This window comes from Bremerella volcania (genome assembly GCF_007748115.1).
Classification (GTDB): Bacteria; Planctomycetota; Planctomycetia; order Pirellulales; family Pirellulaceae; genus Bremerella; species Bremerella volcania.
Map to the genome: position 1 here is coordinate 3,895,744 of NZ_CP036289.1, position 26,955 is coordinate 3,922,698.

The window sequence follows — 26,955 nt, forward strand, 5'->3', positions numbered from 1 at the left end:
GGAGAACCATTCGATGGCTTGCTGGAACCGACGGATCGTGATTTGTGGAACCCTTCTACTGATGACGGTTGTCACGCAGAACAGCTTCGCACAACAAGTTAGCGCCATCGCCGGCGAGCCTTGGGGTGTGGGCCGATTGGTCGTTTCGTTTCCGCGCGCCGACTTCGGCGATCCGATCGATAGCGAGGCGTTCTCGATCTCGGATCCAGACGGACGCATCTTCTACCCCGTCTTCAAGCCGCGTCGATTTCTGCCGCTGCTGCAGTCTCTGATAGGTGCCGATACGATAACGCCACCGCAAGAGTTGGAGGTCTACTTTCTTTTTCGCGGAAGTTCGCCACTGGACGTGACCGTCGAGACGCCGACGCCGCAAACTTTTCAGGTCGTTCCGCGTCCGTATCGTGACGGACCTTATCGAAGCATGACCAATCAGTGGTGGCGAACCTATAACGAAGTCGCCCGTCAGCGGACCGATTCGAGCGATCACCCCCCGGTGCTGGAGACCTACCTGACGATGATGCTGTCGGATCGGACTGGCCTGGCTCCACCACCCTTGAGCGAAAAGGGATTGGCAGATCGATCGGCGCTCGAGCCGAGCCAATCGCTGAACTTGTTGATGGGGACCGAAAAGGTTCATGATGCCATGCTCAAGGCAATCATGAACAACGAATTGGCTCCGCAGGGTGAACTCGGGCCGGTTGTGCCTCCGATTCAATGGGCTCCCCTCGCCACGCCGCGTCCGAATCCAGACGTCGAGATCGAGCCGATCGCGCGTTACGTTCCCGAGGAATGCTTCTACGTTCGCTTCGGCTCGCTCAACAATTACCTGTGGCTCAATAAGCTGCTCGAGCGTAACGGCGGTGACCTTTCGCGGATGATTTCCAATCGCCGGGTTGCGTTTCATTTGAATGAGGTCGTGCAGCGGCAACTGGCGCTCAAGCAGTCGGAACTCGCGGAGATCTTCGGCGATAAGGTCGTGCAGGACGTCGCCCTGATTGGTCGCGATACCTATACCCGCGAAGGTGCGGCACTGGGCATGTTGTTTCATGCCAAACAAAGTCCGCTGCTGGCCAACGACATCAACAGGAATCGCCAGAATGCATTGAAGCAGTTCGAGCGTGATGGCGCCAAGCTGGAAACCGTGCAGATCGCCGGCCAAGAGGTATCGTTTCTTTCGACGCCTGACAATACGCTGCGGTCGTTTTACGTCACTCGCGGGGACTTCCATCTCGTGACGACGTCCCGGGCCATCGTTCAGCGTTTCCTGACGCTTGAAGATAGTACGACCAGCCTGGCGAACTCGCGTGAGTTTCAGTACGCCCGCGGTCTGATGCCGGTCAGTCGAGACGATACCGTCTTCGTTTATCTCTCGTCGCAATTCTTCCGCGGCTTGTACTCTCCGCAGTATCGCGTCGAGATTCGTCGCCGGTTGCAAAGCGTCATCGAGATGGAACTACAGCAGATGGCAACCGCCGCGGCGACCAACGAAGGTTACGAAGATACCTCGGTCGAAGGTTTGATCGCGGCCCGCTTCCTGCCACCAAACTTCGGCCAGCGTGCCGACGGCAGTCACACGATTATTGCCAACGATACTCTGGGAGATTCGATCCGGGGTGGGCGAGGCCATTTCGTGCCGATCCCTGACATGGACATCGTCGGCATGACCCCTCAGGAAACGGCCGACTTCAATCGTCTACGTCAATTTCACATGACCGAGTGGCGGCAGATGAATCCGATTCTCGTCGGCATCAACCGATTCAAACTCAATGACGAAGGGCTGGAACGGATTGCGATTGATGCTCGCGTCTCGCCGTTTCAGCGTTCGAATTTCGGCCAGTTCCTTTCCTTCCTTGGCCCGCCGCTGCCAACTCACATCGCGACGACGCCTCAAGACGTCGTCGCGTTTCAAGCGGTGCTGGACGGACGCTTCAGCGGCGGCGTCACGCATTATGCGGTGGCTGTCCAAGACCTGCCCTTCCCGCTCGAGCAGTTCACCAATCAGGGATTCTTCAACACGCTACGGATGATTCAAGCGACGCCTGGCTATTTGACGGCCTTCCCGAAGCCCGGCTTGATCGATCAGATTCCTTTCATCGGCCCGGCAGCGGCACCAGACATCTACGGTTACTCCCAACTGCCGTTTGGACTTTTACGTCGTGAATACAACGGATTCTCGACCCTTTCCTTCCACCCGGAGATCCTGGCCGACGTGACACCGAACCTGGCGATTGTCGAAGACTCGTACCCGGCCCAGGTACGCATTCACGTGGGAGACATCTCCGACGCTCAGATCACCCCGTTGGCCAACGGTTTGGCGCAATCGATTGCCAAGCGCGGCAGCCTTGCCAACGCGGCCTTCTTTCAGGAGGTCCACAACCAACTGGGAATCCCTGAAAGCCAGGCCAAAGCGTTTTCCGATCAACTTCTGAATCTTGAATTCATCGATCCACTGAATGGTGAATTCGTTTACCAGGTAAATGACGATGGCGTTGGGCGCTGGGTATCGACCGCCTGGAACGAAGATGGCAAGGATTTTCAGGCCAACGTCATGGATTGGTTCCGCGGACTGGAGGCCCGGCTGAATGTCGACGAAAGCCTGATCGAGTTTCACGCTCAGATCGACATGCAAAACGAAAAGCCGCAGCAAGGCCTGAAGCTGCCAGGCTTCAACCTGTTTGACTTGGGAGGCGCTTTCGGCGGCTCGAAGAAGAAGGAAAGCGAAGAGAAGCCCAAGACTTCTTCGCCCATGATCACACCGAAGGCGGAAGAGCTTCCCGAACCGATCCCGCCGCCTGCTCCCCTTCCCGAGCCGGCCGCTAATGGCAAACAGTTTTAAGCTACGTTAGCCTTCTGCGTCTGGCTGCTCAGGCTCCAGTTCGTTGATGCGGTCCCACATGATTTGCAGCTCGACGCGGAATCCGCCAGAGAGAATCGGGAACCGGCACCACGTCTTTGGATCGAGGTTTTCGTCATCCAAATGAAAGCCAGGAGCGTAGCGTTCCCGCTTCCATTGGTTGCGGCTCCAAAGCTGGAAGAAGCGCTGGATGAAGCCTCCTAGTTCTCTTAGCGTGTAGACCGGATAACGCTGTCGGAGCTGCGCGAAGACTTCGATCGCCGTCTGTTTGTCGCGAATGGCCAGGCGTTCGATCGTGTCGAGCACGGTGTACGGCATCAGGTCGGCTTCGTCGGTCTGTTTTTGATCCGCTGGCCGAAGCTCGGCGGTCGGTTGTTGCTGGTTGATCAATTCCAAAGCGGGCAAACAGCCCACGCCCACCGGGCCTTCTTGTTCCATCCAAATCAGCCATTCGCGCAGAAAGGCTTTATCGATCCCTGAGATCGGACATAGGCCTCCGCTGGTATCGCCATCCATGGTGGCATAGCCGACGGCGGCCTCCGAGCGGTTGCTGGTCGAAAGCAGCAGAGCGTTTTTCAGATTGGCCACCAGCCAGATGCTGGGGGAACGCGTTCGTGCCTGGATATTCTGCAGCGCGATGTCGTCCTGCTCCCAAGTGAGGGGACGACCGAGCACTTCCGCGCCGAGTTCCATGTATCGCTGCACGAGGTCATCGACGTCGATCCGATGAAAATTGGCGCCTACGGTCTCTGCGACTTCCTTAGCCGCATTGAACGTCACCTCGCCGCTGTTGCGGGTGGCCTGATAGACGCACGTCAGCAGCGTCCGATTGACTTCGCTGACGTCCAATTCTCCTTCAAGACCATCGATGTAACTCAGCTTTTTGACAAAACGCTCGATGCCCAGGTCCTTCAAGGCGAACTGAACCATGTAGGCACACAAAGTCGTCACAGCCGCCGAATCGGCTCCACCCGAAAGCGAAACGACGAAACCTTGCGAGCGGCTTTTGCGGAGGTAGTCGAACAGCCCGAGCGTCACAGCGCGCGTGAATTCTTCTTCCTTCAGGTAGTCCGAGCTTTCCCAGGCATCCAGCGAAAGAGAGCGGACTTCCGGGTCGCAGTGCGGCAAAGCGAAATCGGATTCTACCACCTGGTCGCGGGCCGCGTCGAAGTTCAAGACAAACGCATCACTCTTGGCGCGGTTCATCCGATTCACATCGACGTCGACCACCGCCGTGGTCACGACCGAATCTTGGAAACTGAAGCGAGGTGCTTCGGCTAGTAACCTTCCACTGGAAGCAACCATGGCGCCCCCATCGTAGATTGCTCTTCCCGATTCATTTCCCAAAAGGTTCGCATAGACGTAGGCGGAATGAAACGCTCGCGATCCTTCCAGCACGAACCGTCGACGGACCTCTTGTTTTTCAAACGCGAAATGGCTGGCACTGGGGTTCAAGATCAGGTCGACCCCCAGTTCGGCCAAACGGCCTCCTGGTCGGCTGGCGACCCAGGCATCTTCGCAGATTTCCAGGCCCATCATAACGCCATCAAAATTGAACACGAGGTCTCCCAGGGGAATCTTCAGATCCCCTTCCTCGTAGAACGACCGTTTTCCCGTGGGCCACGGTTTGAACCAGCGTGGTTCGTAGTGGATGCCATCGCCGGCCAGGTTCTTCTTGGGTACCATCCCCAGTAGCTGGCCATTGGCCGCGATCGCAGCGACGTTGAAGACAAGCCCGCGATACGATATCGGCAGCCCGAAGCACGCTACCAGGCCTTCGGTCGCTGGGATAAGCTCTTGCAGCTTATCCCAGGCCATGCGCCGCATGCCGGCGGATAGGAAAGCATCTTCACAGCCGTAGCCGGTAATGCAAAGCTCGGGCAGACAGACCACCGAGGCCCCTTCCGCTCTGGCCTTTTCGAGGGCCTGAAGGATGTTCCTGGCGTTCCCCTCCCAATCCAAGGGCGTCTGATTGAGAACTGCGGCCGCGACTTTGATGTTTAACACGATGATGGTCCCCCGATGTTTCGTCTTCCCTTCATCAAACTACCCGATGCACTGCATTGGGTCTATCGGTCACCGCAGGGACACTTAAACCACGGAAAAGGATCGCCCCCTGTTAGCCATAGCCAAGCTCATCCAGGTCTTCCTCGGTCATGCCAAAATGATGCCCCAACTCGTGTAGAATGGTAATCCGAATCTGCTCGCGGAGACCGACGGCCGTGATCTGTCCGTTGACGTAGCGTGTTTGTGACAGAATCCCTTCTCGAAAGATCTGAATGGCATCCGAAGGGACCGGGGGCCCCTCGATCGATCGATTGGTGAGCGGAATTCCCGTGTAAAGACCACACAGTTGTTGGCGACTACGAAGGCCAAGTTTTCGCACGAGCGCATCGGACGGATAGTCCTCGACGATCATCGGAACCCTGTCCAATAGCGTGGCAATCGACTCCGGCAGGTTCGCCAGGACCGATTCCAGGTGAAGATCGAAGTACTCTCGAGATTGCTGGTCCATCGGCCTACCCATCGCTTGCGTGAATATCCCTTCAATTATCGGCTTGAGGCAAGGGTTTGCCACCCCGCGCAAAAGTTCTTCCGAAGTTTGTCCGAAAGGTGCGCAAGATTCGCGTACGAGAGACGAAGGGAGTAATGGCAAATTGCTTGCAAATGGCTTACCCACGGAGACAATAGGTGCATGATCCAACGCTTTTCGATTGCCAAGCTGTTTCTTCTGATCACCCTCGCGGCAGTGGGCTCGTTAACGGTACGCCAGGCATTCATGGGTGCCGACTGGGCCAAGGCAGTCTCGCTTGTCGTGTTCGCTGCCTTGCTGTGGGTCGCGATTCATATGCTTCTGGGCCTGCTCGGATATGCCTTCATGGAAATTGCTCAATCGTTAACGCCTGACAAAGGGCAATCCCCCTTCGCGACCGATGTGCCGGCTCCTCAGATTATTCCCCCCAAGAATATCGAGAGTGATTAGACGAGTTCTGCCATCCACAGCCTGGGATACCCCACCCTATGCCTTTTCACTATTCGACAGTTCATCGCCTCCGCCGGGCATGCTTGATCCTGCTTCTACTGACGGCATGCTGGGGAGCGCATCGCTCATTGCAAGCAGAGACGGGGGAACGGGTTCAGCTGCCGATGGCGCCGGACAAACCGGTCAGCGGGCTCTACCTGGATATTGACACTCGCTGGATCGATGGAAGCGGGTATCGACCCGTGCGAGTCACCGTCGCGACGGCCAACGGACTGCCGGCCCCGGCGGATCGCCGCGTGAACGTCACCCTTCAGCCGCAGTACTACAACTTCAACAGCCGTAATCCGTTTCCCGCCGTGACGAGGGAATTGATGCTTTCGCAAGGTAAAGCAGCCGAAACGCACACGCTGCTCGTACCGCAGCAATTTCTCTGGTACACGCTGCAGGTTGAAACACGCGAAGATGGCCGGAAACTGAAAGAGCTTTCCAGTGATTCCACATCGGTCATGACGATGTTCACCAATGGATACTACACCGAAGCCTATCCCGCGACGATCGTTTTTCACCGCAATGCCCCGAAGCGTGACGATCGAGCTGGCTGGGTTCTCGAACAGGCCAATCGCCGCGATGCCGGCGAAGAAGTGGACGAGATCCCCGATCTACGTGTTTTCTTCAACGAACAGACATTGCCAACCAACCAACAGCTCACGTCACAACTATCCGGCTCACCGAACCAAGCCGTTTCGGCGCTGACCTTTCTCACGCGAACCGACTTCCTGCCACTTTCCGATATGCCGGTAGCCTGGCAGGGGCTTTCCTCCGCCGATCTGATTGTGCTGGAACGAGTAGATTTGGAGACCGTCTTCCACAAGTTCCCAGAGCGATTTGCGGTTCTGCATCAATGGCTTATGGCCGGCGGCAATCTCCTGGTCTGGAACGCCGGGCAAGACGGATCGGACGTTGTCGACCATCTACTTTCCCCCAACGCGGATAGTCGTCCGCCAGCATGGAAGCAAGTTTCGTCCGACTCAGTCGATTTGCGCAACCTGGGGATCTTCGAGCAGTTTCGCGGCCCGCGTAATCGCTTCGCGAACGCAATCGCCGGCAACTACGTTCCCCTAGCCGTTCGCCAAGGGAAATTGGTAGAAACCGACGAAGGGATCAATGGCAAAGCGACCAACGTCGGAACTCCGTTAAAAATGGCTCATCGCCAAGAGGGATTTGGCAAGATCGTCGTCATCGAGGAAGATCCGTTTCCGGGCACAACGGGATCCTGGCAGCGGATCTTCGCCACGTTTCAGGGAGATCGACTCGCCTGGTTTCAACGGCACGGCATGTCGCGGCTACGTGAAAATCTAGGCTTCTGGGAGTTTCTGATTCCTGGCGTTGGTGTTGCTCCGGTCACCACGTTCGAGCTACTGATCACGCTGTTCGTCATTCTAATCGGCCCGGTCAACTACTTTGTGTTACGGTCGATCGGAAGGCTGAATTTTCTGATCGTGACTGTCCCGGTGGGTGCATTGATGGTTACGGCCGTTTTAATGTCCTACGCGGTTCTCTCGGATGGGCTCAGCACGAAGTCGCGCGTACGCACCGTGACCCTGCTGGATCAGACCTCCGGCCATGGAGCCAGTTGGAGTCGTCAGGCCTACTATGCCGGACTGGCCAGTACCTCGGGGCTCAAATATCCTCTGGATGCTGCGGTGTACGAGTACGAACAGTACCCGTTGACCGAACACACGGGCGAGAAGCGTATGACTTGGGGGGACGATCAGATCCTTCAGGGCGGCTACTTTCGTTCACGAGTCACGCAGCAGTTCCTGGCGATTCGTCCTTTCGAAACGGCACATCACCTGGCATTTACTGCGCGTGAGGGGCAGGTTTCGGTCCAGAACAAGCTGGGGACCAAGATCTCCCAGTTGCTACTGCTCGACGACAAAGGCATTCAATATTTTGCCAACGACATTCTTCCCGATGCGGACAAGCAGCTATCCACCGTCACTACGGAGCAAATCAGCGAGTTTCGCCGTACGATCAACGAAAAGAACCTAGGCATTCCCGAGGGATTTGATCGTCGCAGTTACGTCCGGCGGTCCTCGAACAGGACCAATTACTACGTTCAGTCGGCGAGCATGCCGGAGATCTACCAAATGGATCCCTCGTTCAATCAAGCCTTGATGGAACGGGAAATTCAGAACCAGATGGCACGATCTTTCCAGGCTTTGGGGCCACGCAGTTACATCGCGATCGTCGAACACTTCCCGGAGTCTCCTCTTGGGATGAAGACTGCGAAGGGCGAAAAGAGCATCGAAGTCGTCATGGGAAGGTGGTAGATGATCGCGACTCGTAGGCCTGTGATCGAACTTCGCCGTTTGCATCGATTCTTTGGACGCACCAAGGCGGTCAATGACGTCTCGTTCGAGGTCTATGCCGGCCAGGTTTTCGGCTACATCGGCCCCAATGGTGCCGGCAAAACTACCAGCATGCGAATCCTTGCAACGCTTGATCTGCCGACCGCTGGCGATGCCTTGATCGATGGCTATTCCGTGATCAACGATCCCGATCGCGTTCGCCGGCGATTGGGCTTCATGCCGGATGCGTTTGGCGTTTATGCCAATGTGAACTGCCGGGAGTACCTTGACTTCTTCGCCCGGTCGTATGGACTACACGGCCGGGAACGCCGCCTGGCGATGGACAAGACGATGGAGTTCACCGGGCTTGATGTTTTAGCCGAAAAGCCCATTAGCGGACTGTCGAAAGGGATGAAGCAGCGACTGTGCCTGGGACGATCGATGATCCATGACCCGGCGGTGATGATCCTGGACGAACCAGCCGCCGGCCTCGATCCCCGGGCACGGATTGAACTGCGGGAAATGATCGCCCGGCTCGCCAAGCATGGAAAGACCATCTTGGTCAGCTCGCACATTCTGACCGAGTTGGCAGAGATGTGCGATGTTGTGGGAATCATTGAGCAAGGCCAGCTTCTGGCGACCGGCAGCGTCGCCGACATTCAACGCGGCCAACTCTCGCATAGCCGTGTTCGTGTCCGCGTTTTGGAGAATACCGAAGGCCTCGCGAAGTGGCTTAGCGAAAAGGAAGGCTTCAGCGAGATCGTCACCGATGGCGAGTTGCTACATTTCTCACACGTTGGGGAACGAGCCGAAGAGGCCATTTTGCTCAAAGAAATGATCGAAACAGGATTTCGCATTGCGGAATTCGGAGCACGACATTCGACGCTTGAGGACGTCTTCCTCAATGTGACGAAAGGACGCGTTCAATGAGCACCATGGACGTCACCCCGGATCCCGCCACGCAGCAAGAAGCGGCAACGCCTTCCTGGTGGCGGACTTTCGATCGGAAGTTGGAATCACTGGGGGAATACCTCAATCCGATTTTGGTCAAGGAAACACGACAAGCCCTTAAGAGTCGCCAATTTGCCGTGACCTTTGCCCTGGTGCTGCTCACCAGTTGGATCTGGTCGCTGCTGGCCATTTACTTTCGCTACCCTGGCATTCTCTATTCGCCAGACGGCCCCTTCCTGATGGTTGGTTATCTCGACATTTTGCTTTTCCCCCTTGTCGTGATCATTCCTTTCTCCGCGTTTCGCTCGCTCGCGTCCGAGCGGGAAGACGGAACGTTCGAGTTGCTTTCCATTTCGACGCTCAGCCCACGTCAGATCATCATTGGTAAGCTCGTCAGCTCGATCGTGCAGATGCTGGTGTACCTATCGGCGCTTGCTCCGTGCCTGGCATTTACCTATCTGCTGCGCGGGATCGACATCGTCACCATCGCGTATGTGCTGCTTTGTGCGTTTCTCGCCTCGGTACTGCTGTCCGGCGTGGGGTTGGTACTTGCATGTATTACTCGGCAGCGTCACTGGCAGTCGGCCTTGTCAGTAATCGTGATCTTGCTGTTCATCTTTCTTTTCGTTATCGGGCTGATCATCAGCTACGCCAGCGTGTATGAAGATGCAAGCTGGCGTGAGTACGACAACCCCGATTTCTGGAGCGCGACCGCCGCGTTTTTCTCGGTCTATGCAAGTTACCTCTACCTGATCATCGAAGTCGCTTCAGCTCAGATCACGTTCGAGAGCGAAAACCGTTCGGCTGGCATTCGTCGTGGAATCCTTCTTCAGCACTTTCTCGCCATTGGCTGGTTCGGCTATCTTGCACTCCGATTTCCGCGTGAAGAAGCGATCCTCATGACGTTGACGACGATCTTGTGCCTGCACTGGTTTATCATGGGGGCGTTCATCAATGGAGAGTCGCCGGTGCTTTCACCACGCATCAAGCGATCCATTCCCAATCTTCTGGCGGATCGAATCTGGCGAAACTGGCTTTTGCCTGGTCCGGAGCGTGGCTATTTTTTCGTCGTCACGTCTCTGGTGAGCGGCCTGTTGATTATTTCTGGGGTGGCCTGGGTGAACACCCTCAACTCGCTATCGACCGCGGATGCGTGGCTTGCCGTGATTTATTCCGCCGGGCTGATTGGCTACACGATCTGCTACCTGAGCATGGGCAAGCTAATCCTTCAACTATTGAATATGATCTTCCGGGCAGATATTTTTGTCTCGGTAATTCTGCACCTGATCCTTTTGATGGGTGGTGTCATGCTGCCTCTCGGCTTCCAGGTACTTACCAATCGGACGCTAGATCCTAATTTCAATCATTGGACCAACCCCTTCTGGTTTTTCTACGAAGGATTCGATGACCGCTCGTTCGTGACGACGCCGCTGATTGGCATCTTTATCTTTTTTCTGATGATTATGGGCTCGTTCCTCTTCCTGTTGAACCTTCTCCTGGGATCTCGCAACTTCCTACCCAATCGAGAGAACGATCCCCGATTCCAGCCAGAGCTTCTCCCTCCCAAGGTCGACAACGCCGCCGATCCCTTGGCTTAGGTCAGGTTATGGCGATTGTGACGATCACTGCCGGGCGACTTGCCGTGTTGCTTCTGTGGCATCTTCGAAAGATGCCATGCCGCGACCTATTCTTGCGAAGAGATCTTTCGTCTTAGACTGCAAGAAGCCTGACCATGACTTTCCTATCCCGACATCCATCGGCCGCCATCGCCGCAAGCGTGCTGATTCTGGCGAGCCCAGGCTGTGGTTTTACCCCTGCCGCGACCGCGCCGGAACCGGCACACCAGACGCAAGCGACGGCGCCGTCAATGGAGCATCTAGCGAGTGCCGAAGCAGCAACTTCCGCGGTGGCACCGACTGCTAAACCGTCACCCGTTACGAGTCCACCTGAGTCAAATCAAACCTACCGCAATCCGTTTCGCCCACCGACGGTCAAGGCCCGAACATTAACGCCCGAGCAAGCCGAGTCGGCTAACATCCGGCTGCTGGGCATCGCCAAACGAGATTCTCAGCACATTGCCCTGCTGGAGACGGCTGGTGACTTTCACAAAGCAGTCGTTGGCGACTTTATTGATCAATGGGAAGTCCTCAGCGTGACCGAATCGGAGGCCACCTTGCGTCGTGGCCTCGAACAGATATCCCTTCGCATCCGCTAGCGAACCATGGGGAATCGCCGGATCACGTGCGATTCTCGGATCATCGGTTCCGCCTGATTGGCAGGCGGTTGGATCGGTCCCTCGTCGAACCACTGGGGCGAAGACTCAACCCCTGGCATATTTGCTTCGACAGACATTCCACGACGCGGATCAGGTCCAAAGGATGTTGGGCGTTTCCCCGGAGGCGGAGGGCTCATCTTCGGCCACGGGTACTGCGACGCCACCGGGATGGCGTCAAGTTTCGTGAACCCTTCCTCGTACGCATCGGTGTGCCGGCAATTCAAGCCCGTGGTCGGACAGGGCAAAATCTCCGTTCTTAGAAAGACCACCAGTTCGCTCTCACGAACCTGAGTTTGGCGATAGCGAAACAGCTTGCCGACGTACTTGATATCCTTCAGATAAGGAATTCCATTGTCGTTGCTGATGTCGACCCGTTGACGCAATCCACCGATGACCAGGACCTGTCCGTCGGCCACGCGAACAGTCGTGCTCGTCTCTCGCTTGTCGATAATTGGCTGGGGATTGGCGCCATCGCTGTAGCCTGTCAGACGGCTAAAGGATGGGACCACATCCATCTCGATGGTCCCATCCGCGGCAATTCGCGGCGTGACCGTCAGCATCACGCCGGCTTCCCGAAACGCGGTCGTACCGATGTTGCCACCAGCCGATGTTTGCGTGAGTTGTTGATAGGGAATCTCAGTGACGATCTGAATCATGGCCTTTTCACGATTGACGACGACGACGTTTGGGTCGGCCAGCAGACGTGAGTCGTCCATTTGCCGCACCGCATCGACAACCGCTTTCAGGTCAAAACTGCTATTGAGAGTCTGGAAAGTCATGACGCCGGTCGGATCGCCGGCAGCCGCCGGTATGGCAATGGCAGACTCCAGGCCAAACAGGTTCTGAGGAACGCCATCGGCATCGGGACGTCCCTTAAACACCGAACTCCAGTCGACCCCCAGGCTTTCCATGTCGTCCAGGTCGATATCGTAAATCAACGCAGTGATACGTACCTGAGGCTTGGGAACGTCGAGCCGATGCAGCATCCCTTCGATCATGCGCAGGTTTTCCGGACGATCAATCACCACGACCTGGTTTTCCGATTCGACGATGGCAGCACGACCGTCGGCGCTGATTAGCGACTGGATCGCTTCCAGCAGGCTTTTGGCGTTGATGTATTCTGGACGGTAATTCAAAACGTCGGTGATGACCCGCGTACCGGGCGCGGCCCCTGACTCGGCTGCGACCTGATCGATGTTCTTGACGGCACTTCGAATCATTTCCAGGTGATCGGGATAGTCCACGACGGTTAAGCTGTTGGCCGAAGCAATCGCCTGAATCGAACCACCTCGCGATTTCAGCGATTCAACGGCCGGGATGATCTCGACGGCGCTAGCATGCTCGAGCGGGATCGTCTCGGATCGAAACATAGGATTCGACGTGCCCAGTTCGGTCAGGGGGACAATGACCAGGCTATCACCGACCGGCCGATATCCGTACCCGTTCAGTAGCAAAAGCGAATCGAGAATGTCGTATAGCGGAGCATCGCGAAACGTACCGTTGATGGTTCCTTCGACCTTGCTACCGAGAACGACGTTGATGTTCCAGATCTCGCTGATCGTCTGCAATGCATGAGGCAAGCTGGTGTCGCGAAGCGTGAGATCGCCCCGCTGCTTCAAAGCGGCTTCGATTCGCGGACTGATACCTTCTGCCCGCAAGACGGTCGGGGCCATGACAAGAAACAGGCCAAGAACAAACGACAACATCCCCTTGCGCAGCGCAGAGTAAAAGCCGCGGCAATGCGCGGTACGTAAGCTGTGTGTTTTGGCGTGTCTTATGCCGTCCTGGCTTCTTGACATTCCGTTGCTTTCACCAAATCTTGCTGATGATATCCCAAGCTGAGCGGTGGCTCTTGCTTAGGACTTCATCGATTCTTCCTTGGTTGCCCGTCGAACACCGAAAAGTTGCAGAGCAAGTTCGAGTTGAATCTGATCACCTTCTGCATCTAATGACTTCAGTTTCATATCCTGAAGGCTCAGATTCACATCGAGTGTCTCGAACTTCTCTAGAAAACTTTCAATCTCATCAATGCTGCCTGTCAAAGTCAGTCGAAGTTCCCGAACTTCCAGGCGGAAGTCAGTCTTCTTCCCACGCTCGGCGGTTGTCACCGTCTCAACGGGATGATCCTTTTCGTGCCACTGGCGAATTCGCACGGGCCCCAAGTCGACGCGTCGCAAATGGCAGTTGGATCCGCGAGCAAAATGAACGAGTGAAGAACGGATGGCATGTGCCGCATCTTCGTCGATCATACGCTCTTGATGAGTCTTGAGTGCCTCCTGAATTTCCGCGTGTTTGGTTTTGATCTGTGAAAGTTCGTCGCGATCGTTGGTTGCTGATTCCAATCGACGCACCGCTTCCCCTGATCGTTCTCGTAATACCGAATATTCATCGGCGGCCGGAATAAGCGTCACAAGTGCTACCACAAAAGTTACGATTATGCCGACCATAAACGCGGATGGATGCCTCAGAAGGCGGGTAAACGACTTTTTAAACGCTATCATCGTTCTTTCCCTCCAAGTTTTCCCAGGCGTCAATATCGCAGTGAATCGTAAACTTGATAGCCGGTCCGGCCTTGGTTGCGCTGGGGATGGCTCCGTCCACCGTTGCTCGATTGACGAAGGGAAGGTGGCCGATCTCTTCGGAATACGTGTAAATACTCGCTTCCGTCGTGGTGTTTCCTTCGATCGTCAGGTCACCTTCGTTGTCCAATGAAATACTGGTAAGCCATATGTTTTGGGGCACCTTGCTTCCCAGTGCATGCACCCACTCAGCGACATCGGGCTGCCGTAGTTGGCGACCAATCTGCTGGTGAACGTTTAGCGTCTCACGGCCTCGCCTCATGGCACCGCGTAACAACAGAGACTCGCGGTGGATGGGATCCAATTCGGCCGCTTGACTCTCCAACTGTTGCACGTGCCAGCGTTGTTCAATCAAGTACCCCCACGCGATCACTGCACACAACATCACCGCCGCGATGGGTCCTAGGACTTTCGCGGCCCGCCGCAGCAAGTGCTCTTCGTGGTCCGACTTGAGCCGCTCCATCAGGTTGGGGCCTGGGGTGGCGTACTCGCGAATGGCCAATAACCCCATGCCTGCGGCTGGATAGTGTGAAATGGGGACACTTCTCAGCAGAGGTGTCAGTTCACTTTCCGCGGCGATGGTTTCCAGAATCTGAACCGGCATGTTCAAGCGATCGCCGAGTTGCTCACGAATCGACTCCGCTCGATACTGCTCGCCGGTCAAGTAGACCGAAGCAATCGAGTTTTTCAGAACTCGAGCATGGCGTCGACAATAACGTTGCAGACGCTCGAGATGATGAACGAGAATCTCTGCGATCTCCTCTTGCCGAGTAATCCCTGCGGGCCGGTAATCGAGGTAAAGCTGGCCCTGAAACGAGACAGCGATTTCCACGCCAGACTGACCGGGACAAACCAGAAGCGAGGGGGCTTCCCGGTCTAGCCCCATCGCCCCCATCAGGCGGCAGAGGGAAATAACCGTTGGCTCAACCGCGATCACCGAAAGCCCTGCGGACTTGGCCACATCGAGAATCGCCTCGATCGTCTGCCGGTGAACCACCGAGACCGTTGCGTGTTGATGGCGAGGGTCTTGCTGCACAATGCTCCCGGCAACAACCTTTGGACCGTGCCCCAATGAAAGATAAAGGCGGCTGCGCGATTCGATTTCACGTACTTCGTGCGAGACGTTGTCGTTGGTGTCACTCACCACTCGGGTAACGCAGAATTCACCAGAGAGGGCGACATAGGCTTTGTCGACGGTACGCGGAACGTTGGCAAGCAACGATCGTAGCGCTCTCCGCAGGCCTTGCATGCCCTCTTCGGTCGCAATCTTGATTCCACCTTCTTGCCACGCTTCTTCAAGCGACTCGCAAGCGATGGGCCTCCCTTCTCGTAATTGATAGAGAACGGCGCGAACCTTCGTGTGACCAATCTGCAGGGCCAGCACGTGGCGGTTGTCGATTTTCTTGTTGTTGCGTTTTTCTGCCATAGTTTTTAGCCGCTCGTACTGACGACACACTCTAAACGCCGCGTCACGTCACCAGCTTCCCCTGTCGCCGTGATGACGATTTCGCCCGGGTCACCGTCGGCTGCCGTAACGCTATATCGATTGCCGCTTCCCGCTGGCAGCTCAATGTTGCTGATGCTGCCGCGCCACGCGTTGTCCTCTTCCAGCATTGCTATGGCATGATGCGCCCCGGCTCCGGCGAGATACAGGGCCTGGTCGTAGTCCGCCGTGTTGCGATAGGCCGAGAACTGCGTCGTTAAACCATTGCCGATCCCCGCCAGGATGAGCGAAGTAAGCACCATCACCACCAGCACCAACAACAGCGCGAACCCGCGTTTCGGAGAACGCTTTGGCTGGTTCGGTTTGTGTTGATGTAAGGGCATCGTATGACCGCGACTTGTTAAAAGGCTCGAATCCAGGCATACGCCGTCAGGGTACGACTGGCCGTTGCTCGGTCCGGAAGCGTATAACTCACGGTGATTCGTACGCAGTGCACGTCGCTGGCAACCGTTGTTGTGGTGGTGCCGTCCGCTTCATAGCCAACCAGCGTCAAGCCGGTGATATGGTTTCCCAGCAACTGATTTGCCGTAGTCGTGCCGTAGTAAACGTTGGTTCCGGTGTGATCCCAAACAACCGTTGAGCCATCCGACTTCAACGCCGACAGCGAACCGGAATGATCGCCGGCTGAACTAATCGCCGTGATCTCTTCGCATTGCCGAACCTGGCGTACCATATGTCGCAAGACTCCAACGGCCGCTTCGTGCCGCAGGTTGTCTGTCTGATATTGCCGCCAGGTATCGTAATTCACACGCAACAGCACCGAGACTGCGGTTACCGCGGACACCAAAAGGGTCACCGCCACCAGCAGTTCCAGCAGGCTAAAGCCGCGTCGAATTGTACGTGTCTTACGTGCCATCTTGATAAAGCGTCATACTGGCCAGCTTGGTCGCATACGAGACCTGAGGCTCGCCACTGTCGACTGCCGAGTTTCCGTTTTCGTCGTCCCAAACCGTTACCGTCAGTACCATGAGCTGATCGGCAATGCCTCCATTGGCGGCCGAAGTCGATCGCGTGGCGGTGTAACGAATTCCTTCCAAACCAGGATCGGCAAACGTCCCGCTATCCGATCCTTCCAGAAAATCTGCCGCCGCGATCGATAGCTGTTCTTCCAGCTTGCTCACCGCTAGCAGATTCATCTGGTTCCATGTCTCCAATTCCTGGCCCGCATGAATGGCCGACGTCATGAAGTTCATCGCGGGAATGATCGCTAATCCCATCAGGAATGTGGCGATAACCACTTCCAACAGGCTGTAGGCGTTGTTCGACTTCTTCATGGCGAGTTCGTCCAATTACGGTGCACCACGTGCGCATGGGGACGCGTAAGAATAGGTCACCCAGAATGGACGTCAAAAAGAAATGGACGGAAGTCCAACGAGCTGGCCGGCTTATAGTTCTTCCAACAACCCCCAACCGGTCGCGGAGACCACGGTAATGCGGTCGGTTCGATCAGGGCCGGCGAACGTCAGCACCGGCGTCACGGTGGCTTCCCCTTGGAAGTTGAAGGTCGCATGGCTGCCGGTCTGCAAAATGGTCGTTTCACCTGAGAACGCATGAGGACCTTCGACAATCGTGGTCGATCCGCCCACACGTTCGATTTGAAAGCCAGTAATGACACCACTAGTGGTGAGCATGCGGAGGCGATGATCGTCGCCGGTCGCGATGGCCGAAGCACGGGCTTGTCGCAAAGCCATCAACGTGCGAAAGGAATCCGTTCCCCTGGCGACGTTTCCTTGAATTCCAGGAGCCAACCGAGCTGCGCCAATGGCTGCCAACAGTCCGAGAATGATGACCACGGCCAAGAGTTCCAACAGACTGAAACCTTGATGCCGACGTGCCAGTGACCGCAACTTGGTAGCAGCGCGGTCACTTCGAGATGCATCAAGACAGGTCATCGATCCTACAGTGCGCTAACGCGATGCGTCGTGCCGTCGAGCGTGTAGGTCAAGGAGTTATCGGTAGGAACGGCAGGAACGCCATCAGGCAAGTAGTCCGTTCCCAAGTCGGTCAATGCCGATGGCCAGCTACCTTCGTTCACGTAGTAGCGTTCAACAGCTGCATTGAGCGTCGCAATGTTATGCTCGTTGACGCGTTGTTTTGCCAACGCACTCGAGGTGCTCACGCGGGGAACAACAATCGCTGCGATGATGCCCAGAATGACGACCACAGCCAACAGTTCTAGCAGGGAGAACCCACGACGCTTACGATTCAACTTGGATTGGTACATTGTCTTTACTATCTAACGGGTTGAAAACATTCTGTCCAAGCTGCCCACTCCAGTTTTGACGTTGGCGACAAACTCAGTTGGTCTGTCACTTCCGCCAAAAAACTGTAGGTTGCAAGAGCGAGCTTACTTTTCGACAAGATCTAACATTCCAAACATTGGCATATAAATCGCAAGTAAAATCCCTCCCACCAGCAAAGCCATCATAATGGTTGTGATCGGCTCGACGACGCGAACGAAGTTGTCCGTCTTGCGTTCGACATCCTTCTTCAGGTGGTCGCGAATTTGACGACTTGCCGGCCCAAGGTTGCCTGTCTGTTCGCCGACGATAACAAGTTGGCTGACCACCGGAGGAAACAGGTGTTGATGGCGATCCATTTCGCGACTTAGCCGTTCTCCGCGACGCACTGCCTTACCCAGCGATCCGATGGCCTGATCGACGGCTCGATTGCTGACCGTTCCCTGGCATTGAGCCAATGCATCGGCCAGGTGAAATCCACTTTCCAGCATCGTTCCCAGGGCATCCATAAACTGAAGCATGGCCATGTCCACCAGCCAAGGTCCTACTAGCGGCAAGCGAAGCATCCTCCGGTCCATGGAGATCGCAAAGGCTTGCTTCTTCCGCAACTGGCGGATAACAATCGCCAGGCCAATGACGGCCAGCAGAATGATCCATCCGTACGATGTGGCGAAGTGTCCGACATTCACCAGCACCTGCGTCGGCAATGGGAGCGGAATCTTTGACTTGCGATAGGTCTCCTCGAAGACTGGCAGGATGAACAAGATCATGAAAGTACAAACGCCACTGCCAGCGAGCGTAACGATCGCCGGATAGCTGAGCTTTTTCATGATGCGACCGCGAAGGTCGTTATCGGTTTCCAACTTGTCCGAGATTCGGCGAAGTACCTGCGGCACGTTGCCAGAACGTTCGCCGATGCGAATCTGTTGAATGAGGATTTCGTCGAAGACACCCTCTTGGCTCGCTAGTGCTTTGGAAAAGCTGTCGCCGCGTTCAATGGCCGTATGCAGCGACATCAGCAAGCTTCGTCCCCAACGCATCGTCGATTCGTTGGCGATCGTCAAGATTGCCTTGGGCAGCGTGACGCCGTTTTCCAGCAGCGTTGCCAGGTGCGAGAACACCTCACCCAGACGGCGCGGCGAAACCCCCTTACGTCGACGCCCCGGCGTCAACTGAATCGAATGCAGCCAGTGAAAAAAGCCGCCAATTCCTGAGCTTGCTGTGCCTGATCGAACTGTGGTTGCTTTCATGGCTTTGGCCTAACCCATCGTCTTGAAGTACGCTTCTTCCAGCGTGGTACGACCAGCAACGGCCATCCGGATACCGGCCGTCAGAAGATCGGTCATTCCTTCCTCGACAGCCATCTCGCGCAATTTTGCCTGAGGCATTCCCTGATCGATCGCCTCAGCCATCCGCATGGTGTTGACCATGATCTCGAAGACCGGCACGCGTCCCTGGTAACCGCTGCCAAGACATTTGTTACAGCCACGTCCGTGGTAGAACACCGCATCTGCGGGAATGGTACAGCGTCGAGCGATGGTCTCGAGCATCGTCTGATTCGGCTTGGCTGGCTCTTTACAGAAAGGACAAATCGTACGCAGCAGACGCTGCGCAACGCTTCCCAACAGCGATCCACCAATCCGGAAGTGATCGATTCCCAAGTCATTCAATCGCGCGACCGAGCCGACCGCATCGTTGGTATGCAGCGTACTGATCAGCAAGTGCCCGGTAAGTGCGGCTTGAACGGCAGTGGTCGCCGTTTCGTGATCGCGGATTTCACCCACCATGATCACGTCCGGGTCTTGCCGCATGATGTATTTGAGCGCGTTGGCAAAACCGAGCCCAAATTCGTTGTCGGAGTGAACCTGGGTGATTCCTGGCAATCGGTATTCAACCGGGTCTTCCACGGTGACGATATTGCGGTGGACCTGGTTCAGTTCGGTGAGCATTGCATAAAGCGTCGTCGACTTACCGGAACCCGTCGGCCCGGTGACCACGAGCATTCCGTGCGGCTTGTCGATCAATTCCTGCAGGCGTCCCCGATCGACGTCACTGAAGCCCAGTTGGTCCATGCGGAAGACCTTCGAGCTTTCGTCAATCAGACGCATCACGACCTTCTCGCCCAGCACGGTAGGGATGGTGCTGATACGAAAGTTCACGCTCTTGCCACCATCCTCGATGCTGATGTGGCCGTCTTGAGGCCGGCGTGTTTCGGTTGTATCCATGTCTCCCATCACCTTGATACGGGCAATCACCGCCTCTTCAATGTGATTGGGAATCGTCATCACTTGCTGCAACTGACCATCCACGCGGTAGCGAACTCGCATTTCAGGCTTGTGCGGCTCTAGGTGAATATCGCTAGAGCCCGAGTTGATCGCGCCCGACAAGATCGACTTCACCAAGCGAACCACCGGGGCCGACTCTTCTTCATTGAGTGCGGCGATTTCCTCGGCCTGGTCGTCTTGATCTTCGTGCTGTTCGAGCTCCTGCAGCTTCATATCAACGATCGTCTGGCGGGCGACGATCTTGTCGTCAAACCCACGATCGAGCGTATCTTGGATGTCGGCGGTAAAACTCACGATCGGATCGATCGGGTAGCCGGTGATCAGTTCGGCTTCGGAAATCGTTTCGATGTCGTCCGGAGCGGCCATTGCCAATTGCAAACGTCGCTTCACCAAGCCGACTGGAACGGTCGTACGGCTGCGTGAGAACTCTTCCGGCAACAGGCGAACCAGTTGCGGATTCACGGCCTCGGCGACGATCGTCTCGAAGGGGACTTCAAACTGTTCCGATAGCGCCGAACCGACTTGTTCACGCGTGACGAGTCCTCGGCGCAGCAGAATGGCCCCCAGCATACCTCGCTCGGAACCCTGACTGCGGAGTGCCGATTCGAGTTGTTCCTGAGTGATGTGCCCGCGGGCTACCAGAATGTCACCTAGTCTTCCTGCCATCGTGAATCTCTGTCTATGCGTCCGTCAGACTAGCTTACCGCCTGAGGCGATAAGAGCAGTTCGATCTTGTGCTCTAAGACGGCCGGATCATACGGGGTCACCAGGTAATCCTTGGCCCCTGCTTTGAATGCCTTTTGAACGACGTCGAGGCTGGGATCGGTCGAGAAAACCAAGACCGGAGTCTGAAAACTCTTTTCGTGGACTTGAAGCTGATGGATCAGGTCCAAGCCCTTCATGCCGGCTAATTCCAGATCGACGATCACCAAGTCGACTTGCTTCTCTTCAACCTGCGCAAGTGCCGCTTCGGAGTTTTCAACCGTATGCACCTCGAAACCCAGCAGTTCCAAGCGGAAAGCCGTGATGTCCGCCAAAAGCGGATCGTCTTCGACGACGAGAATGAAGTGCTTGTTTTTACGCATGGTCGCGTCCTTCGAAATGAAGCTTCGGATGTCGCTATGGGACGCACAACCTTAGCTTTCCCTCGAAGGCAAGCAAATCCATGGAGATTGAAAAGGGAGACGAGCCCGCATAACCGCTATAAACGGTTCATGCGAAACGGCTGATCATCGCTGGCTGGGGGCCTGCTTCTTCGCAGCCAATTCAGCAAACGGAGGCGTAGGCCGCAGCGCGATCAGCGGATAATCCTTCAAGAAATACGGGGCCTGAGCGACTTCCGTCAGTTGCCCCCGTAGCTCTGGCGGCAATTCGGCGAGCTTCTCAGGCGTCGTTAACACGACGGTATTGGGTGCCTCGGCAAATTCGGCCTGAAGATCGCCTTGGTCTTCGGGAATAAACTTCACCGGCTGCCGGGCATAGAAGACCCAACTCGCCTCGCTCACCCCAAACGAACAGAGGCGAGCACCAGGTTCGGCTGCCTGGATCTCGGCCAGCAACCGGCTGATCTCTTGTTGATCCGATACACGCTGGGCGATTACCGAGAACAATCCGACGACAAACAGCATCGAAGTGACCGCGAACACACGGAATGCTTGCTGATAGTTCTGCTGCGATTTTCGCCACCAGGCCAGACCTCCGCCGACGACCAGAAGCAAACCGACCAGCGCGACCAGTTCTTCCCCGGGCATGAACTTCGCCGCCAGAATCGCTAGTGCGACCACGAGAACGACGCCGACCACCGTCGTCAGGCCGAACCCGAGGTCCAACCAACGGGCCGACAACTGCGTCCGCTTCTCAGTCACACGCGAAACAAACACACCAGTGATCAATGCCAAAGCAGGGTAGAGCGGCGTGATATAGCTGGGAAGTTTCGTCTGAGCGATCGAAAACGCGCCCATCCACACGGCAACCCAACAGCAACAGAAGATCAATGCGGCCTTCGACTTCGTACCGGTTCGCAGTTGCTGGCTCAAGTCCCACAGCATCGGTGCGAAAAAGACCGACCAGGGAAAAAAGCCAACACAAATCGCAACCAGGTAGTAAACCGGCGGCCCGGAGTGTCCTTCAAACGAGGTCACCGCGCGATTAAGGTTGTGGTCGAAAAAGAAACCTTCGATCCAACGAAAGTCACGAGCCGCAACCCAGAGATACCAAGGTAGCGCTACGCCCAAACAGGCCACGATCGCCAGGATTGGGCGCATGAACCAAACGGTCTTCAAAAAGTGGATCGGAAAGAATGGCCGCAAGAGGGAAACGCCCCATTGCCGCCACGTTGTCGCCGGTTGGGCAGGCGGCAATCGCATGATCAGCAGAAACATGCCGATAATCGCCGTCGGTAGGATCAGTCCGACCGGGCCCTTCGACAAGACTGCCAGGCCCAACGCTCCATACAGCAGTGCCACTTGCCACCACTGGGTCGGATAGTAACCAGGATTAGCGTTCGCACTCTCCTCGTCTGCCGAGAAGCTGAAGAGGACGTAGATCCAAAGCCCCAACGTGACAAAGAAGATCAACGGTGCATCGGGGGTCGCCGCGCGCGAAGCGACCGTAAACATCAGTGTGGTTGCCAGACAAACGCCGGCCCATAGACCTGCGGTGGAGTTGAACAGGCGTCGGCCCATGTCGTAAGTCAGCAGAACGGTCAGCATTCCGAGAAACGCGGAGAAGAAGCGGGCACTAAACTCGCTGATTCCGAACACGGAGTAGGACGCGATCATCAACCAGTAAAGCAGCACCGGTTTGTGCGTGCGGAGTTCGTCATTGAATCGCGGAACGACCCAATCCGCGGCCTCGATCATCTCCATAGCGCAACCTGCATTGCGCGGCTCATCGCGATCCCACAATTTGGGACCACCGAGATTGGTGAAGAATACGATCAGGCAGAGGGCAATCAGCAGCCCCAGGTTTTTGTTCGCGGAGAACATGGCAGCATTCCTTTGCTTGCACACGGGTCAAGCGGGCAGTTTACCTGAAGCCAAGCCCCGCAGCCAATGGCACTTCGCCGTCGTGAGTCTGCCATTGGTGATTAGGACAAAAAGCGTTAATTTGGCGATAGCACGATATTTGCCATCGGATCGGAATACATACAGAACTGTGACCGCATACCACCTAAAAGCAGAACTGGAGTCCCCGCAGGAGGAAGAAAGCTCCTACGCTCGCCCAGCGCCTTCCCCTAGCTTGATGGACTCAAAGAAAGCGTTGTTTCCCGCTCGATTCTTCTTCGTTCTATCGGGAGCACTGGTCACCTGTGGCATGCTTTCCTTCTTCATCGATCATGCGGTCAGCGGTCAATTAGCAGCTCCCCCACACGAATTTCGTTTCATTGAGGGTGACTTAAAGAAGTTGGTCGCACTGTCGGAAGTCTTCGGGCATGGAACCGGTGTGATTATGGTGGTCCTGGCCGTATTTGCGCTCGATTTGGCAAACCGATGGAAAGTTGGCCTGCTATTGGGAACGGCCTTCGGTGCTGGTCTGATGGCGAATGTTGCCAAGTTCTTTGGAATTGCCCGATATCGCCCACATGCATTCGATTTTTCACTGTCGATCTGGGACAGCTTTTACCAATGGTTCCCTTTCCTGGGTTGGCTGTCCCAGGAAGAACTCCGCCAGTCGGCCCTGCAGAGCTTCCCCTCAGGGCACTCGGCAACCGCCGCCGGACTTTGCGTCGGACTTTGTTTCCTTTATCCCCATGCCCGCTGGTATTTCCTTCTGGTTGCAGCGTTGGCCTGTTTTCAACGTGTGGCGTTCCGCATGCATTTTCCCAGTGACGTCTTCCTGGGGGCCGCTTTAGGGATGGCTACCGCGACGATCCTGCTGACTTATGGACGCCTGCCCGAACTCGTTGCCTGGGCCGAATCAAAGATTAGGAAAACTAAGGCGACTGGATAAACACCGATATTCCGGTTTCTTCAACAGCGATTCGCCAAAGCTGCGGGAATTTGTCAAACTCGACACAGTGTGTTGTTCCCATTTCGAAGGAGTTTCTCATGACCTCCCTGCTCTTCCTGTTAGCCGTTATCTCCGCGCCCCCTTCTCTCGAGTCAAACTCTTCGGCAAGCGAGTTCAATCCAGCTAAGATCGAACACCAGGAACCGCTCGAGCCGCATGAAATCCGAAAAGCCATAAGGATTGCCCTACGAGATGAAGCCACGAGCGATTCGTTCAAGGATCGCCGCAATGCGATCGTTCGCATTTATGCCCTCTACGCCGAGATGATGCTCAACGAGGAGTTCGCGGAATTCGAGAAGGAAAAATGGCAGGCCAAGCTAGGCTCTCGCCTTCGGAGCGTTCGTGATGATCTAGAGAAGCTTCGCTCCACCGAGCCTGCACCGAGTCTGTCGGAAGTGAAGTCAGCCAATGGTGGCGGAGCGATCGACGAGCGAGGAGCCGACGAGCTTATTGAATTGATCACCACGACGATCGATCCCGAGACATGGGAAGTTCATGGCGGCAAGGGAAGTATCTTCTACTTCAGCAATCTTCGCGTTCTGGTCGTGCGACAAACGCAAGATGTGCACGCAAAGCTGGGAGGCATTCTCGGCATACGACCATAAAAAAGCCTGCCACAATAGCGGCAGGCTTATATTTACGACGCGTCGACAATCGCGATGACTACTTGGCGATGTCGAGCAGTTCGATATCGAACAGCAGAACGGCATTTGGCGGAATGCCTGGGCGGCCTTGAGGACCGTAAGCCAGGTTGGCAGGAATGTACAACTTCCACTTGCCGCCGACCTTCATCATCTGCAGGGCTTCCGTCCAGCCTTCGATAACGCCATTAACGGGAAACTGAGCTGGTTCGCCACGCTTGTACGAGCTATCGAACTCGGTGCCGTCGATCAGGGTGCCCTTGTAGTGGCAGACCACCGTGTCGGTCAGCTTTGGCGTTGCTCCGGTACCTGGCTTGACCACTTCGTATTGCAGACCGCTCTTGGTGGTTTTGACACCTTCCTTCTTGGCGTTATCAGCCAGATATTCCGTCCCAGCTTTGGCGGCCATTTCGGCCTTCTTCTGCATATGGTTCTGAACCAGAGTCTGGAATGCCTGGAGAGCGGCGCTAACCTGTTCTTCAGAGAGCTTCGACTCGGCACCGGTCAGGCCGTCGCGGAAGCCGGCAACCAGGGCTTCAACGTCGAAGGGAACATCGGGGTTAGCAACTTCGTTCGCTATATTGCGGCCAATGGCGTAGGAAGCTTTTTGTTCGGTCGACTCCAATTTGATCTCCTGGGCGAAAGCCGCGTGAGCGACCAGCACCATCGCGATGGCGCAAAGTGAACGGATCATGAATTTCCTTTCGGGCATTTAGGTGGGGTCCCGGGATGGGTCAGTACCAAGACCGATTCCAGGTACTTCCGCCAATTATCGGGGTTTTTGGTGGTTGGGAAAAGAGAGGGGGGCCAAAATCGTCAGTTGTTGGCACGCAGCCACTGCGTTGCAAAGCGTTCAGCAGCCGAGCGATTGGGGAAAATCTGCATGCCAACCTGGGCACTTTGCTGCTGGGTGGCATCCAGCTTGCGGACCTGTTCTTGCTGCCACTTGGCTGCCAACTGTTGGCTATGGAAGACATTGGCCCGGCCGTAGGACCGATTGTTGATCGTGACTTGAACCGACGCCACCACATGGGGGAACTCTTTCAGCGGGTGGTCGTAGGGCTGATTTTTTAGATGGTCAACGACTTCACGTTCGATTCCGGCAAAGTCGTCTCCGAAATACTCCTTGAACACTTCCTGGTTGCTGGAAACCTTGCCATCGTTGCCGCGGTCAATCGCACCTTCCAAGGGACGAAGTTCGCTGACCTTCTTCATGAACTTGTCGAATTCGATCTTCTTTCGGGACGCCAGGTAATGCGTCAGAGCCCATGCCGAGGCATAACCGGTCGAGGTCAAACTGCCGGCCCCGACCGTATCGTCAACCATCGTCCCGTCGGCCTGGGTCGCGTCGCGGGCTTTAAGATACGACTCGAGTTCAAACATGCGCATATCGTTGATATCCCCTGCCCCTTTCCAACGCATGCGTTTCCCGAATTCGGTCGGTGCGTAGTACTCGGCTATTCCCTCGGATATCCACATCGGCCAGCGCGACAAACGCTGCTGAACTCCGATATTGTGCAGGATTTGATGAGCCCCCTCGTGCGAAATCGTGGAGATGGCCTGACGGATGTAGAGATCCCACTTAAAGGGCGTTTGCGTCGGCTTTTCGTACATCACCACGTGATTTTCGATCGTGTCGTAGTAGGCAACCACACCGTCAGGAAGTTGGGCAAAGTCTTTGTATTCCCGCTCGGTGGCAAACATGATCACGACCAGGGGAACCTCCGGATCGTGAACGTCGATCTTCTGCCGCTTGGCATGAGCCATCACGCCTGGCAGCATCGATTCCATGATTCGCATCGTGCCTTGGGCGAACTCGTTGGACGTGTTGTAAACGAAAATGAAGTGGCGAGAGGTAAACGTGCGAAAACCAGGGTGTTCGTCCTGAAGACGCTTTTCGAGTTCCTTTCGATCCATTCCCTCGAATGGCTGATCCGTCTTCTTGACCTCGCTAATCGGGCGAGTCACCAGGCGACCATCAGGCTGCAGGATGACCAGGCTTGATCCGATGGCGATTTGAATCTTTCCGATCGCTTGCTCGCCATCTTCGGTGCGGAACTCGACGTTCCCGGTAACGTTGTAAAGAACCAGTCCTGGCTTGATATCCAGTCCGAAGGCCCGCGGATCAGGTACCGTCACTCGCTTCTGAGCGGTTGCACTCGAACTTGCCAATGCCCAAGCGACAATCACAAGACCTAAGCAAATACAAGAGCGACGATACGGCATTCGTGCTACTTCCTACGGCGAAACAGAATTCTGGATGAGTTGGTGGCGGGAGAAA

24 protein-coding genes are annotated in these 26,955 nt (G+C 55.9%); 8 read left to right on the forward strand and 16 right to left on the reverse strand.

All coding sequences use genetic code 11. The features are described 5' to 3' along the window. Positions 1 to 13: 13 nt before the first annotated feature. Positions 14 to 2,836, forward strand: coding sequence for a hypothetical protein (locus Pan97_RS15460; protein WP_144974039.1), 2,823 nt, complete (start codon positions 14 to 16; stop codon positions 2,834 to 2,836). Positions 2,837 to 2,842: 6 nt separating this feature from the next. On the opposite strand, the gene nadE is transcribed toward Pan97_RS15460, so the two are convergent. Next, a complete protein-coding gene (nadE, locus tag Pan97_RS15465; protein ID WP_144974041.1) occupies positions 2,843 to 4,861 on the reverse strand; it encodes an NAD(+) synthase in 2,019 nt (672 codons plus the stop codon). Positions 4,862 to 4,973: 112 nt separating this feature from the next. Continuing rightward, positions 4,974 to 5,369 (reverse strand): metallopeptidase family protein, encoded by a 396-nt coding sequence (locus Pan97_RS15470; protein ID WP_165698784.1) that lies wholly within the window; start codon positions 5,367 to 5,369, stop codon positions 4,974 to 4,976. A 180-nt stretch (positions 5,370 to 5,549) separates the two neighbouring features. Here Pan97_RS15470 and Pan97_RS15475 point away from each other — a divergent pair, with 180 nt between their 5' ends. The 5 genes from Pan97_RS15475 to Pan97_RS15495 all read left to right on the forward strand — a co-directional run bounded on the left by Pan97_RS15475 (position 5,550) and on the right by Pan97_RS15495 (position 11,354). After that, on the forward strand, positions 5,550 to 5,837 hold the full coding sequence (locus Pan97_RS15475) for a hypothetical protein (protein WP_144974045.1): 288 nt from the start codon (positions 5,550 to 5,552) through the stop codon (positions 5,835 to 5,837). 164 nt (positions 5,838 to 6,001) lie between these two features. Continuing rightward, positions 6,002 to 8,170, forward strand: a complete 2,169-nt coding sequence (locus Pan97_RS15480) for a hypothetical protein (RefSeq protein WP_144974047.1) — start codon at positions 6,002 to 6,004, stop codon at positions 8,168 to 8,170. Beyond that, positions 8,171 to 9,118, forward strand: coding sequence for an ABC transporter ATP-binding protein (locus tag Pan97_RS15485; RefSeq protein WP_144974049.1), 948 nt, complete (start codon positions 8,171 to 8,173; stop codon positions 9,116 to 9,118). Continuing rightward, complete coding sequence (locus Pan97_RS15490; protein ID WP_144974051.1) at positions 9,115 to 10,737, forward strand: ABC transporter permease; 1,623 nt, start codon at positions 9,115 to 9,117, stop codon at positions 10,735 to 10,737. Before Pan97_RS15485 ends, Pan97_RS15490 begins: the two co-directional genes overlap by 4 nt. 134 nt (positions 10,738 to 10,871) lie before the next feature. Beyond that, positions 10,872 to 11,354, forward strand: coding sequence for a hypothetical protein (locus Pan97_RS15495; RefSeq protein ID WP_144974052.1), 483 nt, complete (start codon positions 10,872 to 10,874; stop codon positions 11,352 to 11,354). Here the strand turns inward: Pan97_RS15495 and Pan97_RS15500 are convergent. The 12 genes from Pan97_RS15500 to Pan97_RS15555 form a co-directional block, all read right to left on the reverse strand. Next, positions 11,351 to 13,213: a secretin N-terminal domain-containing protein gene (locus tag Pan97_RS15500; protein ID WP_144974054.1), complete on the reverse strand. Its 1,863-nt coding sequence runs from the start codon at positions 13,211 to 13,213 to the stop codon at positions 11,351 to 11,353. The two genes, Pan97_RS15495 and Pan97_RS15500, sit on opposite strands and share 4 nt — an antisense overlap. A 57-nt stretch (positions 13,214 to 13,270) precedes the next feature. After that, complete coding sequence (locus Pan97_RS15505) at positions 13,271 to 13,948, reverse strand: hypothetical protein (protein ID WP_144974056.1); 678 nt, start codon at positions 13,946 to 13,948, stop codon at positions 13,271 to 13,273. After that, positions 13,902 to 15,419: a PilN domain-containing protein gene (locus tag Pan97_RS15510; RefSeq protein WP_144974058.1), complete on the reverse strand. Its 1,518-nt coding sequence runs from the start codon at positions 15,417 to 15,419 to the stop codon at positions 13,902 to 13,904. The genes Pan97_RS15505 and Pan97_RS15510 overlap by 47 nt, the downstream gene beginning before the upstream one ends. Positions 15,420 to 15,424: 5 nt before the next feature. Continuing rightward, positions 15,425 to 15,820: a hypothetical protein gene (locus Pan97_RS15515; RefSeq protein WP_144974060.1), complete on the reverse strand. Its 396-nt coding sequence runs from the start codon at positions 15,818 to 15,820 to the stop codon at positions 15,425 to 15,427. 17 nt (positions 15,821 to 15,837) lie between these two features. Continuing rightward, a complete protein-coding gene (locus Pan97_RS15520; protein ID WP_144974062.1) occupies positions 15,838 to 16,353 on the reverse strand; it encodes a PilW family protein in 516 nt (171 codons plus the stop codon). Beyond that, positions 16,343 to 16,771: a type IV pilus modification PilV family protein gene (locus Pan97_RS15525; RefSeq protein WP_144974064.1), complete on the reverse strand. Its 429-nt coding sequence runs from the start codon at positions 16,769 to 16,771 to the stop codon at positions 16,343 to 16,345. The genes Pan97_RS15520 and Pan97_RS15525 overlap by 11 nt, the downstream gene beginning before the upstream one ends. Positions 16,772 to 16,882: 111 nt before the next feature. After that, positions 16,883 to 17,389: a pilus assembly FimT family protein gene (locus tag Pan97_RS15530; RefSeq protein ID WP_144974065.1), complete on the reverse strand. Its 507-nt coding sequence runs from the start codon at positions 17,387 to 17,389 to the stop codon at positions 16,883 to 16,885. Between the two features lie 5 nt (positions 17,390 to 17,394). Beyond that, positions 17,395 to 17,721 (reverse strand): competence type IV pilus major pilin ComGC, encoded by a 327-nt coding sequence (locus tag Pan97_RS15535; protein WP_144974067.1) that lies wholly within the window; start codon positions 17,719 to 17,721, stop codon positions 17,395 to 17,397. A gap of 123 nt (positions 17,722 to 17,844) precedes the next feature. Continuing rightward, positions 17,845 to 18,987 (reverse strand): type II secretion system F family protein, encoded by a 1,143-nt coding sequence (locus Pan97_RS15540; protein WP_144974069.1) that lies wholly within the window; start codon positions 18,985 to 18,987, stop codon positions 17,845 to 17,847. Between the two features lie 9 nt (positions 18,988 to 18,996). Then, positions 18,997 to 20,688, reverse strand: a complete 1,692-nt coding sequence (locus Pan97_RS15545; RefSeq protein ID WP_144974071.1) for a GspE/PulE family protein — start codon at positions 20,686 to 20,688, stop codon at positions 18,997 to 18,999. A 29-nt stretch (positions 20,689 to 20,717) separates the two neighbouring features. Then, the gene (locus Pan97_RS15550; protein ID WP_144974073.1) at positions 20,718 to 21,107 is read right to left on the reverse strand and encodes a response regulator; all 390 of its coding nucleotides are present in this window, start codon (positions 21,105 to 21,107) and stop codon (positions 20,718 to 20,720) included. Positions 21,108 to 21,251: 144 nt separating this feature from the next. Continuing rightward, positions 21,252 to 23,009: an ArnT family glycosyltransferase gene (locus tag Pan97_RS15555; protein ID WP_144974075.1), complete on the reverse strand. Its 1,758-nt coding sequence runs from the start codon at positions 23,007 to 23,009 to the stop codon at positions 21,252 to 21,254. A gap of 82 nt (positions 23,010 to 23,091) precedes the next feature. On the opposite strand from Pan97_RS15555, the gene Pan97_RS15560 reads away from it, so the two are divergent. Both Pan97_RS15560 and Pan97_RS15565 read left to right on the forward strand, forming a co-directional pair. Next, complete coding sequence (locus Pan97_RS15560; protein WP_165698785.1) at positions 23,092 to 23,973, forward strand: phosphatase PAP2 family protein; 882 nt, start codon at positions 23,092 to 23,094, stop codon at positions 23,971 to 23,973. A 98-nt stretch (positions 23,974 to 24,071) separates the two neighbouring features. Next, positions 24,072 to 24,638: a hypothetical protein gene (locus tag Pan97_RS15565; protein ID WP_144974079.1), complete on the forward strand. Its 567-nt coding sequence runs from the start codon at positions 24,072 to 24,074 to the stop codon at positions 24,636 to 24,638. Positions 24,639 to 24,696: 58 nt separating this feature from the next. Here the strand turns inward: Pan97_RS15565 and Pan97_RS15570 are convergent, their stop codons facing one another. Together Pan97_RS15570 and Pan97_RS15575 are read right to left on the reverse strand one after the other, a co-directional pair. Next, positions 24,697 to 25,368 (reverse strand): FKBP-type peptidyl-prolyl cis-trans isomerase, encoded by a 672-nt coding sequence (locus tag Pan97_RS15570; RefSeq protein ID WP_144974081.1) that lies wholly within the window; start codon positions 25,366 to 25,368, stop codon positions 24,697 to 24,699. A gap of 122 nt (positions 25,369 to 25,490) precedes the next feature. Continuing rightward, on the reverse strand, positions 25,491 to 26,900 hold the full coding sequence (locus tag Pan97_RS15575; protein ID WP_144974083.1) for a DUF1570 domain-containing protein: 1,410 nt from the start codon (positions 26,898 to 26,900) through the stop codon (positions 25,491 to 25,493). Positions 26,901 to 26,955 lie beyond the last annotated feature (55 nt).